Source organism: Rhizobium sp. BK399, assembly GCF_014194695.1.
Classification (GTDB): domain Bacteria; phylum Pseudomonadota; class Alphaproteobacteria; order Rhizobiales; family Rhizobiaceae; genus Rhizobium.
This window is the reverse complement of the sequence record NZ_JACIAH010000004.1, coordinates 211,161-228,874: the sequence shown is the minus strand read 5'-3', so window position 1 is coordinate 228,874 and position 17,714 is coordinate 211,161. Positions and strand designations below refer to the sequence as shown.

Sequence of the window (17,714 nt, the reverse complement as noted above, 5' to 3'; positions counted from 1 at the left end):
CCATCCGCTTGAATTTGGCTGAGAATGTCGCCCGCCTGCGGCATTCTCATGCATTGCGCTTTATCGACGCTTTGTGTAATCCCTCTGCAGGGACATTTCCTCGTGGGATCGAGGGAATCATGGCAGTCAAACGGTCGTGCTGCTTGCGTGCCGACCGGGAAGTTTGAGGGAGACGATATTCATGGCCGAGCATCACACGGGACCTGCCGAAGTCGGCGCGCCGATGGACTACAAGGAGCATGAGCAGACTTACAACATGTTCCTTGCCGCGACGAAGTACGGCACGCTGTTTCTTGTTGCTCTTCTGCTTGGCATGACGGCTGGCTTCTTCACCGGTGCTGGCTTCCTCGGCGGCCTCGTTGTCCTGCTGATCGTCTTCATCGCTGGCCTCGTTCTGCTGCGCTAGGCGCGGCGCGGGGAGGGGCGCTTTTTCCAAAGCTTTGACTGAATGCTCGGGCTGGGCAGGCGAAGCCTGCGGCAGACTGGCTGACCCGGAGGAGGGGGCGGTTGGGCAATATTGTTTTTGTGGCGAAGGAAACCACGGGGGACGAGACGCGCGTTGCTGCGTCCGTCGAAACCGTAAAGAAGATGATTGGTCTTGGCCTTGACGTCGTGGTCGAGGCGGGAGCCGGGGCCAAGTCGAAAATACCGGATGCGGAGTTCGAGGCCGTCGGCGCACGGATGGGTTCGGTCGGTGCGACAGCAACCGCCGATGTGGTGCTGAAGGTTCGTCGTCCGACCGACGACGAGATCGGCGGCTACAAGAGCGGCGCGATTGTGATCGCGGTCATGGACCCCTATGGCAATGACGAGGCGATCGCAGCCATGGCCAAGGCCGGGCTCTCCAGCTTCGCCATGGAGCTGATGCCGCGCATTACCCGCGCGCAATCGATGGACGTTCTTTCCTCACAGGCAAACCTCGCAGGTTATCAGGCGGTCATCGAAGCGGCGGCGGTCTACGACCGCGCCATGCCGATGATGATGACGGCGGCCGGCACCGTTCCGGCGGCCAAGGTCTTCGTCATGGGCGCCGGCGTTGCCGGCCTGCAGGCGATTGCCACGGCGCGTCGTCTAGGTGCTGCGGTATCGGCGACCGACGTTCGTCCGGCGGCGAAGGAGCAGGTTGCCTCGCTCGGTGCGAAGTTCATCGCCGTCGAGGACGAGGAGTTCAAGGCGGCCGAAACCGCGGGCGGCTACGCCAAGGAAATGTCCAAGGAATACCAGGCGAAGCAGGCGGCCCTTGTCGCCGATCATATCGCCAAGCAGGACATCGTCATCACCACTGCCCTGATCCCGGGGCGTCCGGCACCGAAGCTGGTCTCGCGTGACATGCTGAAATCGATGAAGCCGGGCGCGGTTGCCGTCGATCTCGCCGTCGAACGCGGCGGCAACATCGAAGGCGTTAAGCCGGGCAAGGTCGCCGACGTCGATGGCGTGCGCGTCATCGGTTACGCAAACCTGGCCGGTCGGATCGCGGCCAGCGCTTCGGCTCTCTACGCCAAGAACCTCGTCACCTTCCTCGAGACCATGGTCAACAAGGAAACGAAGGCGGTCGCCCTCAATCTCGAGGACGAACTGATCAAGGCGACGATGCTGACGCATGCCGGCAGTGTCGTGCACCCGGCATTCGGCGGCGCGAAAAAGGGGGATAACTGATGGCCAGTGAGGCAATGGACAAGGCGCTGGAGCAATTGAACCAGGCCGTGAATGCCGTGACGTCGGCTGCTGCCCACGCACCGGAGGCCGCAAGTGCCGCCACAGGCGGCGCGATCGACCCCTTCGTGTTCCAGTTCGCGATCTTCGTGCTGGCGATCTTCGTCGGCTATTACGTCGTCTGGTCGGTGACGCCGGCGCTGCACACGCCGCTGATGGCGGTCACCAACGCGATCTCCTCGGTCATCGTTGTCGGTGCGCTCCTGGCGGTCGGCATTTCGACGAGCGGGCTTGCAACCGGCTTCGGCTTCGTCGCGCTCGTTCTCGTTTCGGTGAACATCTTCGGCGGCTTCCTTGTCACCCAGCGCATGCTGGCGATGTACAAGAAGAAGGACAAGTGAGGACCGCATGAGCAGTATCGCAGCCTTCCTTTATCTTGTTTCCGGCGTTCTCTTCATCCTGGCATTGCGCGGGCTTTCCCATCCGGCCTCCAGCCGCAAGGGAAATCTCTACGGCATGGCCGGCATGGCGATCGCCATCCTCACCACGCTGACGCTGGCAACGCCGTCCTTCGGCGGCTTCGTGCTGATCGTCCTCGGTCTCGCCATCGGCGGCGGTGCCGGCGCCTATATCGCCCGGGTCATTCCGATGACCTCGATGCCGCAGCTGGTTGCCGGGTTCCACTCGCTGGTCGGTCTTGCCGCCGTATTGGTCGCCGCGTCGGCGCTCTACACGCCGTCGTCCTTCGGCATCGGGAACATCGGCGAGATCCACACCGAGGCACGGATCGAGATGGCGCTCGGCGTCGCGATCGGCGCCTTGACCTTCACCGGGTCGATCATCGCCTTCCTGAAGCTCGACGGGCGCATGTCCGGCAAGCCGATCATGCTGCCCTTCCGGCACGTCATCAACATCGCGCTGCTGGCACTGATCGTGCTCTTCATCGCCGGTCTCGCGGCAACGGAAAGCCATTTCGATTTCTGGGCGGTCGTCGTTCTGTCGCTGGCGCTCGGCGTTCTGCTGATCGTGCCGATCGGCGGCGCCGACATGCCGGTCGTCGTGTCGATGCTGAACTCCTACTCGGGTTGGGCAGCAGCCGGCATCGGTTTCACGCTCGGCAACCTGGCACTGATCATAACAGGCGCGCTGGTCGGCTCGTCGGGTGCGATCCTGTCCTACATCATGTGCAAGGGCATGAACCGCTCGTTCATTTCGGTCATTCTCGGCGGCTTCGGCGGCGAAACCGTCTCGGGTGGCACGGATAATTCCGACAAGACCGTCAAGCTCGGTTCGGCGGAGGACGCCGCCTATCTGATGGCGAACGCCTCCAAGGTCATCATCGTGCCGGGCTACGGCATGGCGGTGGCGCAGGCGCAGCATGCGCTTCGTGAAATGGCCGACAATCTGAAGAAGAACGGCGTCGAGGTGAAGTACGCGATCCACCCGGTCGCCGGCCGCATGCCCGGCCACATGAACGTGCTGCTGGCCGAAGCCAACGTGCCTTATGACGAGGTCTTCGAGCTGGAAGACATCAACTCGGAATTCGCGCAGGCGGACGTCGCCTATGTCATCGGCGCCAATGACGTGACCAATCCGGCGGCGCGCGACGACAAGACCTCGCCGATCTACGGCATGCCGATCCTCGATGTCGACAAGGCCAAGACCTGCCTATTCGTCAAGCGCTCGCTCGGCTCCGGTTACGCCGGTATCGACAACACGCTGTTTTACAAGGATGGCACGATGATGCTGCTCGGCGATGCCAAGAAGGTGACCGAGGAAATCAACAAGGCGATCGGCCACTGAGCCGTCGCCAGCCGGCTTGATCTCGGTTAAAATATAAGGGCGCAGGCTTGGCCTGCGTCCTTTGTTTTGCACGGTGATGTCATGTCCCTCGAAACGCTGCTTCTCTACGTTCCCGCCTGTTTTGCGCTGAATATGGCGTTTGGTCCAAACAACCTGCTCTCGGTGACAATCGGCGCGCGAGCTGGAATGGGCATGGCGATTGCGGCCTCCGCCGGCCGCATCGTCGCCTTCGCCATCATGATTGCGATCACAGCCTTCGGTCTCGGCGCCCTCTTGATGGCATCAGGAGTGGCCTTCTCGATCGTGAAGTGGCTGGGTGTCGCTTATCTGCTCTGGATTGGTTTCAAGCTGTTCCGCGCGAAGGTGGATGTTTCGGAACTGGCGGCTGCCCAACACCCTTCAACGTTCAGGGCCTATCTGCGGCAGGAATTTCTCGTCGCGTCGAGCAATCCCAAAGCGATCCTGATTTTTACGGCGTTTCTGCCCCAGTTCGTCGAACCCAGTGCCTACTGGCAGAGTTTCTTCATGCTTGGGGCAATCTTCCTGGTTCTGGAGGTCGTGGCGATCGCCATCTACGCATTTGTCGGTTCGCGACTGCGCGGTGTCATGCGCAATGCCTGGGCCGTTCGCTTGGTCAATCGGATCAGCGGTTCCATGATGATGCTGTTCGGCGGCGCTCTGGCGCTGACGCACCGCTCCGCCTGACACGCAAAGAGAGAGGTCGGTCGACCTCTCTCCTTTCGGCGCCACCTGAAGTCAGGTGGCAGCCGGCGCCAGCGTCAGTTTCTCCACGCCGAGCGCGAGGTTCAGACCCTCCTGGGCCTGCACGTTCAACGGCTGCAGCATGAAGGATTGGTTGGTGCCGCCGGCAATGACCTTGGCACCAGCACCGGCGCCGAAACTCGCATCGGCGCCTACGCCATAATACTCACCGGCCAGCGCGAAATCGGGAATATTGGTTCCGGTCTTGGCGAGCACCTGCCAGATCATGACGGTTTTGCCCGTCTGGCCGACATCCAGCCCGAATTTCTGGATCGTACCGGCATAGACGACCTTCGGTCCGCCCTCTGCCGGTGTGTAGGTGCAGAGGAGGTTTTTCTGAGACGTGACGATCATTCCCTGGCCACCCTGCGATCCGCAGACGAGCTGGCCAAGCGTCATATAGTTAGCAGCACTTGCCGGGTTGGCGATGGCGGCTACTGCAGCCGCCGCCGCGGCAATCATCGTTTCCCTGAACATGGTCTTCTCCTTTCGAGTAGCCTGTCGGAAACGAGCGTTTGCGAGGTTTGTTCCGCGCTAGGCGCGCTCGAAGGAGCGGCGCGGTGCCGTCAACGTCCAGTAGAAGCCCTCGGGCCGGAACTCGATCTCGACGGTACCGGAAAAGGCTGCAGCGGCGTGGTTCTTGATGATCGTCGTACCGAAACCCGAGCCCCCAGGCGTGCGGGTGTGCGGGCCGTCTCGTTCTTCCCACGTAAAGATAATGAGGGGCTCCTTGCGCGTTTCATCCTGGGCATCCCGCCAGCTCAGCCGAACACGGCCATGGGGGACAGAGAGAGCCCCGTACTTTACCGAATTGGTCGCCAGTTCATGCAACACGAGGCCGAGGTTCTGCACGACGTCCGGCTTCAGGGTGAAGTCCTTGCCCGAAATCTCGGCCTGCTCGGTCGCCTGCGGAAAGCTCTTGAAGTGAATGTCGATCACCCGGCGCAGCGATGCGCCCGCCCATTGCTCGCTGGTCAGAAGATCGATCGAGCGGGACAGGCCTTCGAGGCGATCAGCAACAGCCGCCTGGTATGCCTCGACGCTGTCGGCGCGCTTGGCGACCTGCCGCATCATCGCCTGAACCAGGGTCAGGAGGTTCTTGGTGCGGTGCACGAGTTCGTTCATCACGAAGTGCAGCCGATCCTCGGTCTGACTCCGGTCAAAAGAGGCATTGGAGAGCGCGATCGCGACTTGGTTGGCCTCGATGACGCTGGTTTCGATCGGCGCCACGATGTGGCCTTCGCCCATGCGATTGGCCATGTCGGCGATCGATCGTATCGTCGTGCGGACCTGGCGCGCCACCACATAGGCGGCCAGAATGGCGACCAACATCAGCGCCAGGCCGCCGATAACCAGAAAGCGCCACGTTGTCAGTATCGACGCCTGCGCCGTGGCGACTGGTCCCCATATCACCGCCTTCCAGGACCAGCCCGGGATCTGCGCGTAGCCGAGCATTGCCCTCGGCAGGACCTGCTTGTTCTCGTAGACGCCGCTGGAATTGATCAGTGACGGAAGGATGCTTGGATTGAAGGGTTGGCCGAAGCCGATACTGGTGGCGCCGGCGGAGGCAACAACGTGGCCGCTCTGGTCGATCACAGCGGCAGACCAATCGTTCGGTAGGCCCTCGGTGGTCACAAGTTTTGCCAGGTCCCTGGCATTCTGCGTGATGATCAACGCCCGGACCCTGCCAGCCTGCATCGGCATCGTGACGTTGTAGACGAATTCGCCGCTCGTTCGCCCCATGAACACGTCGGACGCTTCGATTCGCCCCGATTTGATAGCTGCTTCGATGGAGGGGAGATTGCCAGCCTTGCCGAGCGCCTCGCCGTAGTCTCTGCGCGTGTTCAAGAGTTGCTGCCCGTTCTCGTCGACGGCGAGGACGTAGAGGTTGTCAGCCCGCAGAGACGTTTCGGTTCGCGCATGGAACGACGCAAAGTCGTTGCTCTCCAATTCCGGAGAGTTGGAAAGCAATCTTAAAGTTGTAGCCATGTCCTGAAGCTGGCGATCAATGGAGCGGGCAAGCGCGGTGGCATCCTGGGCTGTCTCACGCTTCAAAATCGACCGTTGGTTGTCTTCCAACTGTGCCAGAAGAAGAGCAACGAGGGCGAAAATTGGCAACGCCGTCGCAACGGCCATCGCGATCAGGTAGGTCCCGATCGATGCTTTGGGAAAGAAGCGGAAGCGGCCCTTCATGAGCCTACGCTTCGCTGAAGCACGCGGCCGGAAACATCGGTGTGCTCACCGCTTACAGGCATGAAAGCAAAAAACTGGACCACCGCAATTGCCTTCAACGCGCCCCCGGGTCTTCCTGATAGCCTGCTATCGAAGTCGCTGCATGTTAGGGACAGGTGCTGCTGCTTGCAACATACTAAAACATGTCGTCCGCCAATTCGCAAATCTTTGTTCGACTGCCTCTCAGCCAAATCTTTTGAGACGGAACGACCCGAGGGATGGATCCGCGTGGCCAGAAAGAATCTCGTTAGACGCGAGTACGCCGACGAGCGGCGCCAGCGTCACGCCCGAGTGCATTACGGCAAGATAGAGGCCGTCCGGCCCGCAATTGCCGATAATGGGGAAGCCGTCCTTGGGTGTTGGACGGTAGCCGACGGTGAAGAAGTCCATGCTCAGCCGTTCGCTCCCTTTCAGGCGTTCCTTGAGCCTCGCAAAGAGCGCAGCGGCAGTCGCGTGCTGGTCGGCGCCGGGATCGGTGCCGCCAAAATCGGAGCCGGCGATGATACGGCCGTCGGCAGTCTGACGCATGTGCAGGTCGGGCGCCATGACCAAGCCGATCAACCGTGTTTCGAATGGACGTGAGTGAACGATCAGCCCGGGTGGCGCTTCCAAGGGCAGTGTAACGCCGACGGAAGCGGCAAGCGGTACGCTGCCGGCACCCGCCGCCAGCACGACGTGGTCGGCGTCGATCATGCCTGCCGAGGAGACCACGCCCACAATCCGCTCACCGCTGCGCACAAGACCGTCGACCGCGGCGCTGACAAACCTGGCGCCCCTGGCCTCCGCATCGGCGATGAGCAACCGAGCGGCCGCAACGGGCTCGACCGCGCCTTCTTCCGCGACCGAAAGCGCGAGATCGGGAACCTGTGTCAGGTAGGGCTCGCGTGCTGCAATTGCCGCGCCGTCCAACCGCTCGATGCCGTAACCCCACGATGAGTGTTCGACGGCAAAGGCCTCGAGTTGATCGTCCGGCAGATCCCAGCTGATACCGCCGCACCAGGATAACGGCAGTCCAGGCAGGTCACGGGCCAAGCGCTTCCACTCGGCCATCGCGCGGCGGCGAAAATGAAAATAGAACTCCGGGTTTCCCCAGCTTGCATTGATCCAGGCAAAGGAATTGGGTGTGGCGACACCGCCAATGTCTTCCGCGACCATGGTAACGGCCGCGCCGCTACGCGTCAGGTGCCAGGCAATGGAGGCTCCGACAATGCCGGATCCGACGACGACCACATGCTGTTTCGCTGCCATCGTCGTCTCCGTGCTTTTTACGTCTTAACCGGTCGTCGCAGCGCCCACGCGGGCAAGACCGTCCTTGGCCGGCTGGTACTTCGGATCGAGGCCGATCGCGTGGCGGTAGGAGCGAGCGGCCTTGTCCTTTTCGCCGCGGCGCTCGTAGACCAGCGCCTGGTTGGCCCAGGATTCGGCAATGTTGCCATTGAGTTCTATCGCGTGATTGAAGTCGGCAAACGCGTTGTCGTCGTCGTTCAGGGCGATGTAGGAAATGCCGCGACCGTTATAGGGCTCCGGCGCGTTCGGCGAGAGCGAGATCGCCTTCGAGAAGTCGTCGATCGCCTTGTCCTGCTGATTGCGCTTCTGATAGATCAGGCCACGATTGTGATAGGCGCGGCCGTCGGTCGTGCCGTTCTGAATCGCCTTGTTGAAATCGTTGAAGGCGGCATCGTCCTGACCGGCGGAGCGGTAGACATTGCCGCGGCCGATCAGGGCCACGTCGTAGTTCGGGTTGATCTGCAGCGCGGAATTGTAATCCTGGATCGCCTGCTGCTGCTGGCCCATGTTGCGGTAGACCAAGGCGCGGTTGGCGTAGGCCTGGTAGAAGCGCGGGTTCAGCTGCAGCGCCGTATTGAAGTCGTTCAGTGCGGCGCGGAAATCGCCGCCACGGCCGTAGGCAGAACCGCGGACGTTGTAGCCTTCCGGATCTTTCGGATTGGCGTTGATGACAGAAGTCAGCGAGGCGATGTTTTCCTGCGAACCCTGTGCCTTGTCGATGCGGATCACGGCATCGGTGGTGTTGCTTGTCGTGCAGCCAGCAAGGCCTAGCGCGGTGACGATTGCGAAAACCGGCAGAACAGCGATTTTCGGCGAACGCAGAGAGCGGGTCTTGGTGATGTCAGCCATGCGGGCTCGTTTTCCCCCAGTGCAGCCGGTCCGTTTCAAGGGACGGGCAAGCTTCAGCAGCAAATAAAAAAGCGGTGGCGAACAGATCGCCCCCGCCAACATGCATCTGAAAACGTCGAAATAACGACAGCTACGCTTAGCGTGCGACGAGACCTTCGCGCTGTGCCCGCTTGCGAGCCAGCTTGCGAACACGACGAACGGCTTCGGCCTTTTCGCGAGCGCGCTTCTGCGACGGCTTTTCGTAGTAGTCGCGCATCTTCATTTCGCGGAAAATACCTTCGCGCTGCATCTTTTTCTTGAGAGCGCGGAGAGCCTGGTCGACATTGTTATCGCGGACAAGTACCTGCACGAGAATCACGTTCCTTTGGTTTGGTTGATGCCGGCGACGGCAAGACGCCAGAGGCAAAAAAATATACGGTTCGCGCGGCCGGAGCCTTGCGATTGAGGATGCGGATAGCAGAATGGCGGGGGGAAGTCCATATGGTCTCACAAGTCTTGCCGCAAAAAACCGCCCGCGGCGCCGCAAAACCAGTTTTTTTTGAGTGTGGAAGACGGCGACATCAGCATAGCTGGGGCGTCGCCAATGGGGGCTGCACCGCGGCCTTGTGCACGTGTCGGGATCAAAAGCCCGGTTCCTTGCCTTGTTTATTCCGTAGTTTGCCTTATATGTAAGCCATCGACTGTTGGTTGTGACCTTTGTCAAAGAGCGCGAAGCTCCGTCAGATTTCCTCTCAAAATCGATCTTAGCCTTGTGAATAAACGCATGGGCAGTAACGACTATTGAAAGGAGATCGTTATGAATTCAGGTACCGTTAAGTGGTTCAACAGCACCAAGGGTTTCGGCTTCATTCAGCCGGACGATGGGAGCACGGACGTTTTCGTTCATATCTCCGCGGTTGAACGTGCTGGTCTAGGAAACCTGTCCGACGGCCAAAAGATCACCTATGATCTCGTTCGCGACAAGAAGTCCGGCAAGAATTCTGCCGACAACCTGCGCTCAGCTTAATTCTCATTCGGCCTGGCTGACCACGGATGTACTGGCAGCCGAGAGCCTGATGGCGAAGGTCGGGATCAAACCCGGCCTTTTATGCTTTTGATGATCAAGACAGTTCGGTGAAAACCAAATGGCACCTATGCCAAGATATGCTATCGGCGACAGCATCGTTCTAAAGGGCGGTTTCGTCCGTACCGAACAGGCGAGCAGGACCTGCAGGATCGCGGCGATTCTTCCGTCTGACGGCAGTCGCGCACAATATCGTGTTCGCTTTGAAGGCGAAAACTTTGATCGGCGGATCCTTGAGAGCGATATCGACATGAGTCAGTCGGCATCCCCTACGCCGAGAGACGACGCCATTGCGGATATCCAGGGCGGATCCTGGCTGAAAACGTCAAGCCTCAGGGTGAGGAAGTAGTCTCCACTCTGACCAATCGGCAAATGAGTTTGCCGCACGAAAGGAAAGAATTTGCAGGTTCTCGTTCGAGACAACAATGTCGACCAGGCGCTCCGTGTCCTGAAGAAGAAAATGCAGCGCGAAGGTCTCTTCCGCGAGTTCAAGGCGCGCAGCGCTTACGAAAAGCCCTCCGAGAAGCGTGTTCGTGAGAAGGCCGAAGCCGTTCGCCGTCAGCGCAAGCTGGCGCGCAAGAAGCTTCAGCGTGAAGGTCTTCTTCCGGCTCCGAAGAAGGCAGTGCGCCCGGCCCGCTGACCTGCCGTCTGGCAGGTCTAGACAGAGGAAGCAGATGACTTCAAAAGACGAACTCTTCAATCCGGCCAAGCTCTCTCCGCGCGACAAGGCAGCTGCCACCGATACGACCGCGAAAGCGATCATCACGGCCGAAGCTGCGGCGCGCGAAAAGAAAACGGAGCGACTGAAGGCCTTGCGCCTGCAGCAGGAGGCCGAAGCGCCGCCGGCGGCCGCCCCGGCCAAGAAGCGTCGAACTGTGTCAAAGTCGGCTTAATCCCCAGACAGCCTCGCGCCTTTGGGCGCGAGGGCTCTCATTGGTCGAGCCGAGCTGGGCTCGGAGCGCGAGATGCCGTAGGTGCGGATGCACTACTGTGCGGTAACCTGTTGGAGCGCAGGCACCATTTCTATCGGGGGCGGATTCCATTTCCCGGTGAGCGCTTCGCTTGCCGGTCCGTAAAGGCGCATGGTCAGGTTGAATGACCCGGCGGGTGCTGGTAGCCAGTTCGCTTCCTTGTCCTCGCCTGGGCTCTTGTTCTGGAAATAGAGATCAAGCGACCCGTCGGCGTTGTAGACGAACGGCATCCAGCTGCTGACGGCAAACCGGTTCAGATCGTTGGCGACCTGAAAACCCTCCGGATCATAAAGTGTGACGGACCAGAACGCCTTGACCGGCGGCAGGTTCGACTTGTCGAAGTGAAGCTTGTAGCTGTTCGTTCCGTTTAGCGGGTTTCCCTTCTCGTCGCCGAGGTTGAGGGGATAGATCGCGTCCTCCGGCAGGTTGGCGCCGAGACCAAGCTGCGCGACAATCGCCCGCTTCAGATAATAATTGCCATAGACGCCCATCGTGTCGGTGTTCATCGACCAGTTGTTGGCCACGCGCGCAAGCGACGGGACTTTCCATTCCATCAGCTTTTGTGCTGCGGCCGGTACATCCTTCAAAGCGGCGGCGATGTCGGGTGCGATCTTGGTTTTATCGAAGCTCTTTCCCGGTTCGATCCCGATTCGCTTCATCTGGCTGATGATCGGCTGATCGGTGATGTGCGGCGGATTGACCTTCAGCACCTCCGCTGCATAGGCGAAGAAATCCACTGCCGTCATCCCGTCCACTGTCTTCTTTGGCGGGGTTTTCATGTCGATGTCAGGATTGATCGTGACCTTCACCGGCTCAACCGTCTTGCCCCACTGCGACAGCGGCGTGACTGTGTAGCCAGCCTGGATCTTGTGAACGGCGTCGTAATCGGGTGGCCCATCCGTTTTCGTGCGTCCGATGACCCAGACATACGGCGTCGGCGCATCGATCCGTTGTGTTCCGGCGGGCAGCTCTTTGCCTGTCCAGCCAGGCGGGACAACGGCGAAATCGGCCTTCGCCGTTCCTGTTGTGCGCCAACCCGGCGAGGCAAATACATCAGACCACATATCCAGCATGGGCAGCAGATAGAAGCGGCCGTTCGTATCAGGAGCCGAGACGATCATCGGCTCCTTTGTCATATCGAGCCAGGCAATCGAGTAGAGAGTATCGAAATTGGGTCGAACGACGTCCCTGAAGTCGGCAGTCGGAAATTGCGGGACGTTGGTGAACATGTTGGCCGGGCCTCGGCCCATTGTCTTGCCGGCCTCGACGTTGGTTGCCTGCGCGCGGGTGATATCCATGGTGACCAGCGGGTAGAGGTAGAGATAGGCGTCGACGCCGATCGACGCCGCTTCCTCCTTCGTCAGGGCGTCCTCGGCGGCGACGACAGGGCCGCTCAGGCAAGCCCCTGATAAAAGCAGGCTAACGGTAAGGGTGATGAAATGCGATTGCATGGCTAATCCTCCCTGAGACCAGACAGCGGGCATCGTGCCGTGTCGGCCGGTTACATTTATGCCAGATTGGACAGCAACCCATACGACGCCGGCGTCTGGCCTATGAATGTTGTCATTGCTGCCGACTCGAAACCCTCAACGCGCAAAAGGAGCGCTTGGCAGCGGGTGAACTATGCGCCCAAAAATTGTAAGTGCAAACAGTCTAAAATAACAGGAGTGGCGGGCGAGAGGCCACTGCCGGCACTTGCAGCATTCCTGTTCGGCTTGCTTCGACGCGCTGAGATCGCGCGACCTCATTCATTCTTCGCGTCGTGTCAAAACAAAAGCCGGTCCGCGTCGCAAAAGAAACGTTGTGCCGCTTTTGGATTTGCGATTTGTATGCCGACGAGAAGGGACCATTTTCCCGAAGGAGATGAAGGCGGATGCGCAGATACTCGGTTTTTGCCGTGGCAAGGGAGGCCCTCAGAGGCCACAAGGGCTGGGAGAAGCAGTGGACCTCGCCGGAGCCGCGCGCTGAATACGACGTCATCATCATCGGTGGCGGCGGGCATGGTCTGGGTGCGGCCTACTATCTCGCCAAGGAGCACGGCATCACCAATGTCGCGGTGCTCGAAAAGGGCTGGCTCGGCGGCGGCAATACCGGCCGCAACACGACCATTATCCGCTCGAACTATCTCTATGAAGAGAGCATGCACATCTACGAGCATTCGATGAAGCTCTGGGAGAACCTCTCGCAGGATCTCAACTACAATGTCATGTACTCGCCGCGCGGCGTGATGATGCTGTCGCACAATGTGCACGACCAGCAGTCCTTCAAGCGCCATATCCATGCCAACCGCCTCTACGGCATCGACAATGAATGGCTGACGCCGGAACAGGCCAAGGCCTATTGTCCGCCGCTCGATATCTCCGCCAGCGCCCGCTATCCGATCAACGGTGCAGCACTCCAGCGTCGCGGCGGCACGGCGCGTCACGACGCGGTGGCCTGGGGCTATGCGCGTGCTGCGTCCGATCGCGGCGTCCACATCATCCAGAACTGCGAAGTGACCGGTATCCGCCGCGGCCCCGATGGGCGGGTTACCGGTGTCGAGACCAATCGCGGCTTCATCGGCGCCAAGAAGGTTGGTGTCTCGGCCGCCGGCCACACGACGACGGTCATGAAGATGGCCGATGTGCGCGTGCCGCTGCAATCGAGCCCGCTGCAGGCGCTGGTCTCCGAACCGCTGAAGCCGATCTTCCCCTGCGTGGTCATGTCCAACACGGTGCATGCCTATATCTCGCAGTCCGACAAGGGCGAGCTCGTCATCGGCGCCGGCACCGACCAGTACAATTCCTACAGCCAGACCGGCGGCCTGCAGATCATCACGCATACGCTCGATGCCATCTGCGAGCTCTTCCCGATGTTCCGCCGCGTCAAGATGATGCGCCAGTGGGGCGGTATCGTCGACAACACGCCGGATCGTTCGGCCATCCAGTCGAAGACGCCGGTTCCGGGGCTCTACGTCAACTGCGGCTGGGGCACCGGCGGCTTCAAGGCGACGCCGGGCTCGGCCAATCTCTTCGCGCACCTCATTGCCCGCGACGAGGCGCACAAGTTCAATGCCGGCCTGACGCTGGACCGCTTCCGCACCGGCCGTCTGATCGACGAAGCCGCCGCCGCCGCCGTCGCGCACTGACACGAGGACACCATGCTTCTTATCTATTGCCCATACTGTCAGGAAGAGCGCTCCGAGCTCGAATTCCGCGGCGCCGGCGATGCGCATATCGCCCGCCCCACCAATATCGCGGACATCTCCGACGAGGCGTTCGAGGAATATTTCTTCCTGCGCGACAACCCGAAGGGGCTGATCTTCGAACGCTGGCGCCACCTCAACGGTTGCGGCCGCTTCTTCAACGCGGCGCGCGACACGATCAGCGACAAGTTCATCATGACCTACAAGGCAGGCGAGCCGAAGCCCACGATCGGCGAGGCCGCCGTTCCGCATGCTCCCGTCGAGACCTACGAACAACTCGAAGGAGAGGCACAATGAGCGGCACGAACCGTATCGCAGGCAAGGGTCGCCTGACGCCGGCCAGAACCGCGCGCTTCACCTTCGACGGCAAGAGCTACACGGCGCTCGAGGGCGATACCGTCGCCTCGGCGCTGATCGCCAACAACATCCATCTCGTCGGCCGCTCGTTCAAGTATCACCGCCCGCGCGGCATTCTCTCGGCCGGTGCGGAAGAGCCGAACGCGCTGATCGACGTGGCGCGCGACAGCGCCCGCAAGCAGCCGAACGTGCGCGCCACGGTGCAGGAAGTGTTCGACGGCATGATCGTCGAATCGCAAAACCGTTTCCCGTCGCTTTCCTTCGATATCGGCGGCATCAACAACCTGATGTCCCCCTTCTTCGCGGCCGGCTTCTACTACAAGACCTTCATGTGGCCGAAGGCGGCATGGAAGCATGTCTACGAGCCGATGATCCGCCGTGCGGCCGGTCTCGGCGTCGCGCCCAAGGAAGCCGATCCGGACCACTATGCCAGCCGCTATGCGCATTGTGACGTGCTTGTCGTCGGTGCCGGCGTTGCCGGTCTTTCGGCAGCGCTCGCGGCAGCGCAATCGGGGGCCAGGGTCATCCTCTGCGACGAGCAGGCCGATGTCGGCGGCGCGCTGCGTTTTGACAGCGGCGTCAAGATCGACGGCCTCGATGGTTATGAATGGGCACAGAAGACGGTTGCCAGCCTGAAGGCGATGAGCAACGTGCAGGTTTTGACCCGCACCACCGCTTTCGGCTATTACAATCATAACTTCATCGGTCTCGCCGAGCGCGTGACCGACCATGTCGCAAACCCGAGCCGCCATCTGCCGCGCGAGCGCCTGTGGCAGCTGCGCGCCAAGCGCGTCATCCTCGCCAATGGCGCCATCGAGCGCCACATGGTTTTCCCGAACAACGACCGTCCGGGCATCATGCTGGCATCGGCCGCGCGCATGTACCTCAACCAGTACGGCGTTGCCGTCGGCCAGAAGGTCGGCGTCTATACGGCGCACGACTCGGCCTACGAGGCGGCCTTCGACCTGAAGCGATCAGGTGTCGAGATCGCGGCGATCGTCGATTGCAGGCAGACGCCGGGCGCGGCGGTCCTGGCGGAGGCACGTTCGCTCGGCATCGATGTTCTCGCTGGCCAGTCGGTCGTCAACACCTCAGGCAAGCTGCGCATCTCGTCGATGACCGTTGCCCGCAACGGCGGCGGCTCGCCACGCAAGATCGCGGTCGATGCCTTGCTGGTTTCCGCCGGCTGGACGCCTTCCGTCCACCTGTTCTCGCAGTCGCGCGGCAAGGTCGCTTTCGAGCCGGAAACGCAGCGCTTCCTGCCCGGCACCTATGCGCAGGATTGCCTCTCCGTCGGCGCCTGCAACGGCACCGACGACCTGCAGCAGACGATCGAGGAATCGCTGGCCGCGGGCGAACTGATGGCACAGGCGGCGGGCAAGAAGGCGGGCGGCAAGATCAGCATCTCGTCCGAGCAGGCGCATCAGTGGACGGGTGGCATGATCGGTGCGGCGGAAGGGGCAGGTCCCGAGACCAGCGCCAAGGCCTTCATCGATTTCCAGCACGACGTCTGCGCCAAGGATATCCGCCTTGCCGTGCGCGAAGGCATGCACTCGATCGAGCACATCAAGCGCTTCACCACGAACGGCATGGCGTCCGACCAGGGCAAGCTCTCCAACATGCACGGCCTGGCGATCGCAGCCGAGATGCTGGGCAAGGAGATCCCGCAGGTCGGTCTTACCACCTTCCGCGCGCCGTATACGCCTGTGACCTACGGTACGCTGATCGCGCATTCGCGGGGCGATCTGTTCGACCCGACGCGCAAGACGCCGCTGCACCAGTGGGAAGAAGCCCAGGGCGCCGTGTTCGAGGATGTCGGCAACTGGAAGCGCGCGTGGTTTTATCCGCGTGCCGGCGAAACCATGCACCAGGCGGTCGCGCGCGAATGCAAGACGGCGCGCGATGTGGCTGGCGTGTTCGATGCCTCAACGCTCGGCAAGATCGAGGTCGTCGGGCCTGACGCCGCCGAGTTCATGAACCTGATGTACACCAACGCCTGGGACACGCTGAAGCCCGGCAAGTGCCGCTACGGCATCATGACTCGCGATGATGGCTTCGTTTACGACGACGGCGTCGTCGGGCGTCTGGCGGACGATCGCTTCCACGTGACGACGACGACGGGCGGCGCGCCGCGTGTGCTCAATCACATGGAAGACTATCTGCAGACCGAATTCCCGCATCTGAAGGTGTGGCTGACCTCGGTGACCGAGCAGTGGGCCGTTATCGCCGTGCAGGGTCCGAAGGCGCGCGAGATCATCGCGCCGCTGGTCGAGGGCGTCGATATCTCCAACGAGGCCTTCCCGCATATGAGCGTTGCCGAGTGCACGGTCATGGGCGTTCCGGCACGTCTCTTCCGCGTGTCGTTTACCGGCGAAACCGGCTTCGAAATCAACGTTCCAGCCGATTACGGCCAGTCGGTGCTCGAAGCCGTCTGGGCCAATGCCGAGCCGCTCGGCGCCTGCGTCTACGGCACCGAGACCATGCACGTGCTGCGCGCCGAGAAGGGCTATATCATCGTCGGCCAGGACACGGATGGTACCGTGACGCCTGATGATGCCGGCCTCAACTGGGCGGTATCGAAGAAGAAGACCGACTTCGTCGGCATTCGTGGCCTGAAGCGCCCGGATCTGGTCAAGGAAGGCCGCAAGCAGCTGGTCGGCCTCATCACCAAGGATCCGAAGATCGTGCTCGAGGAGGGCGCGCAGATCGTTGCCAACCCGAACGAGCCGAAGCCGATGACGATGCTGGGGCACGTCACATCGTCCTACTGGTCGGAAAACCTCGGAAAGTCGATCGCGTTTGCGCTGGTCGCCGGTGGTCGCAAGCGGATGGGCGAGACGCTCTACGTGCCGATGCCCGACAAGACGATTGCCGTCGAGGTGACGGATATGGTGTTCTTTGACAAGGAAGGAGGCCGCATCAATGGCTGATACGGCAGTTCGCAAGTCGGTGCTTTCCGGCCGTCACGGTGGTTCGGCCACGGTACGGTTGACGGCAGCGCCAGCGGCAACCCGCGTGGCGCTTCGCGCACCAGCGGAGTCGCTCAAGGCTCTTTCCTCCGCGCTCGGTGTCACGGTCCCGCCGTCCCCGAAAACGTCAGGCCGCAAGGGTGGCCGTGCGGCCCTCTGGCTCGGGCCGGACGAATGGCTTGTCATCGACGAGGCCGGTGCAGACCTGATGGCGCCGCTCGCCAAGTCGGCCGTGCTGCATTCGGCAACCGACGTTTCGCACCGCAACGTCGCGATCATCGTCTCCGGTCCCGGGGCGGAAGCGACAATTTCGGCGGGCTGCCCGCAGGATCTGTCGCTCGAGGCCTTCCCCGTGGGCGCCTGCTCGCGCACGCTGTTCGGAAAGGCCGAGATCGTGCTTTTCCGCACCGAGGACGATACTTTCCGCGTCGAGTGCTGGCGTTCGTTCGCGGATTTCGTTTTTGGCCTGCTGGCTGAGGGCGCTGAAGACGCCGGGCACTGAAGTGCAACCAGGATGCAATTGCTGATCGGGGGAATGCCCTTGTGCCGCCCCCCGATCAGCTTCACGTTGCAGGATTGCCGAC

18 protein-coding genes are annotated in these 17,714 nt (G+C 61.4%); 12 read left to right on the top strand and 6 right to left on the bottom strand.

Features of this window, described 5'->3' with window-relative positions; all coding sequences use genetic code 11:
* Positions 1 to 181 precede the first annotated feature (181 nt).
* The 5 genes from FHT97_RS11850 to FHT97_RS11830 all read left to right on the top strand — a co-directional run bounded on the left by FHT97_RS11850 (position 182) and on the right by FHT97_RS11830 (position 4,161).
* Positions 182 to 406, top strand: a complete 225-nt coding sequence (locus tag FHT97_RS11850) for an aa3-type cytochrome c oxidase subunit IV (protein WP_114714416.1) — start codon at positions 182 to 184, stop codon at positions 404 to 406.
* A gap of 101 nt (positions 407 to 507) precedes the next feature.
* Positions 508 to 1,656, top strand: a complete 1,149-nt coding sequence (locus FHT97_RS11845; protein ID WP_183862333.1) for a Re/Si-specific NAD(P)(+) transhydrogenase subunit alpha — start codon at positions 508 to 510, stop codon at positions 1,654 to 1,656.
* Entirely contained in the window at positions 1,656 to 2,054 is a 399-nt protein-coding gene (locus FHT97_RS11840; RefSeq protein WP_016557041.1) for a proton-translocating transhydrogenase family protein, read from the top strand. The genes FHT97_RS11845 and FHT97_RS11840 overlap by 1 nt, the downstream gene beginning before the upstream one ends.
* 7 nt (positions 2,055 to 2,061) lie before the next feature.
* Positions 2,062 to 3,456 (top strand): NAD(P)(+) transhydrogenase (Re/Si-specific) subunit beta, encoded by a 1,395-nt coding sequence (locus FHT97_RS11835; RefSeq protein ID WP_183862331.1) that lies wholly within the window; start codon positions 2,062 to 2,064, stop codon positions 3,454 to 3,456.
* 81 nt (positions 3,457 to 3,537) lie between these two features.
* Positions 3,538 to 4,161 (top strand): LysE family translocator, encoded by a 624-nt coding sequence (locus FHT97_RS11830; protein WP_183862329.1) that lies wholly within the window; start codon positions 3,538 to 3,540, stop codon positions 4,159 to 4,161.
* A 51-nt stretch (positions 4,162 to 4,212) separates the two neighbouring features.
* On the opposite strand, the gene FHT97_RS11825 is transcribed toward FHT97_RS11830, so the two are convergent.
* The 5 genes from FHT97_RS11825 to rpsU (FHT97_RS11805) form a co-directional block, all read right to left on the bottom strand.
* Positions 4,213 to 4,695, bottom strand: coding sequence for a DUF992 domain-containing protein (locus tag FHT97_RS11825; protein ID WP_183755842.1), 483 nt, complete (start codon positions 4,693 to 4,695; stop codon positions 4,213 to 4,215).
* A gap of 57 nt (positions 4,696 to 4,752) precedes the next feature.
* The gene (locus FHT97_RS11820; RefSeq protein WP_183862327.1) at positions 4,753 to 6,411 is read right to left on the bottom strand and encodes a sensor histidine kinase; all 1,659 of its coding nucleotides are present in this window, start codon (positions 6,409 to 6,411) and stop codon (positions 4,753 to 4,755) included.
* A gap of 222 nt (positions 6,412 to 6,633) precedes the next feature.
* Entirely contained in the window at positions 6,634 to 7,698 is a 1,065-nt protein-coding gene (locus FHT97_RS11815) for an FAD-dependent oxidoreductase (protein WP_183862325.1), read from the bottom strand.
* 24 nt (positions 7,699 to 7,722) lie between these two features.
* Complete coding sequence (locus tag FHT97_RS11810) at positions 7,723 to 8,586, bottom strand: tetratricopeptide repeat protein (protein WP_016557047.1); 864 nt, start codon at positions 8,584 to 8,586, stop codon at positions 7,723 to 7,725.
* A gap of 136 nt (positions 8,587 to 8,722) precedes the next feature.
* The gene (gene rpsU, locus FHT97_RS11805; protein WP_003585885.1) at positions 8,723 to 8,935 is read right to left on the bottom strand and encodes a 30S ribosomal protein S21; all 213 of its coding nucleotides are present in this window, start codon (positions 8,933 to 8,935) and stop codon (positions 8,723 to 8,725) included.
* Positions 8,936 to 9,382: 447 nt separating this feature from the next.
* Here rpsU (FHT97_RS11805) and FHT97_RS11800 point away from each other — a divergent pair, with 447 nt between their 5' ends.
* From FHT97_RS11800 to FHT97_RS11790, 3 genes are all read left to right on the top strand, one after another.
* Positions 9,383 to 9,592, top strand: a complete 210-nt coding sequence (locus FHT97_RS11800) for a cold-shock protein (protein ID WP_016557048.1) — start codon at positions 9,383 to 9,385, stop codon at positions 9,590 to 9,592.
* 457 nt (positions 9,593 to 10,049) lie between these two features.
* Complete coding sequence (gene rpsU / locus FHT97_RS11795) at positions 10,050 to 10,289, top strand: 30S ribosomal protein S21 (RefSeq protein ID WP_007527643.1); 240 nt, start codon at positions 10,050 to 10,052, stop codon at positions 10,287 to 10,289.
* A gap of 34 nt (positions 10,290 to 10,323) precedes the next feature.
* The gene (locus FHT97_RS11790; RefSeq protein ID WP_183862323.1) at positions 10,324 to 10,542 is read left to right on the top strand and encodes a hypothetical protein; all 219 of its coding nucleotides are present in this window, start codon (positions 10,324 to 10,326) and stop codon (positions 10,540 to 10,542) included.
* Positions 10,543 to 10,634: 92 nt separating this feature from the next.
* On the opposite strand, the gene FHT97_RS11785 is transcribed toward FHT97_RS11790, so the two are convergent.
* Positions 10,635 to 12,071 (bottom strand): DUF1254 domain-containing protein, encoded by a 1,437-nt coding sequence (locus FHT97_RS11785; RefSeq protein ID WP_183862321.1) that lies wholly within the window; start codon positions 12,069 to 12,071, stop codon positions 10,635 to 10,637.
* A gap of 422 nt (positions 12,072 to 12,493) precedes the next feature.
* Between FHT97_RS11785 and FHT97_RS11780 the strand changes: the two genes are divergently transcribed.
* Genes FHT97_RS11780 through FHT97_RS11765 form a run of 4 tightly spaced genes read left to right on the top strand, consistent with a single transcriptional unit; the run spans position 12,494 to position 17,632 of the window.
* Positions 12,494 to 13,747, top strand: coding sequence for a sarcosine oxidase subunit beta family protein (locus FHT97_RS11780; protein WP_183862319.1), 1,254 nt, complete (start codon positions 12,494 to 12,496; stop codon positions 13,745 to 13,747).
* 12 nt (positions 13,748 to 13,759) lie between these two features.
* Positions 13,760 to 14,101, top strand: a complete 342-nt coding sequence (locus FHT97_RS11775; RefSeq protein WP_183862317.1) for a sarcosine oxidase subunit delta — start codon at positions 13,760 to 13,762, stop codon at positions 14,099 to 14,101.
* Positions 14,098 to 17,091 (top strand): sarcosine oxidase subunit alpha, encoded by a 2,994-nt coding sequence (locus tag FHT97_RS11770; protein WP_183862315.1) that lies wholly within the window; start codon positions 14,098 to 14,100, stop codon positions 17,089 to 17,091. Before FHT97_RS11775 ends, FHT97_RS11770 begins: the two co-directional genes overlap by 4 nt.
* Positions 17,084 to 17,632, top strand: a complete 549-nt coding sequence (locus FHT97_RS11765; protein WP_183862314.1) for a sarcosine oxidase subunit gamma — start codon at positions 17,084 to 17,086, stop codon at positions 17,630 to 17,632. Before FHT97_RS11770 ends, FHT97_RS11765 begins: the two co-directional genes overlap by 8 nt.
* Positions 17,633 to 17,714: the final 82 nt, after the last annotated feature.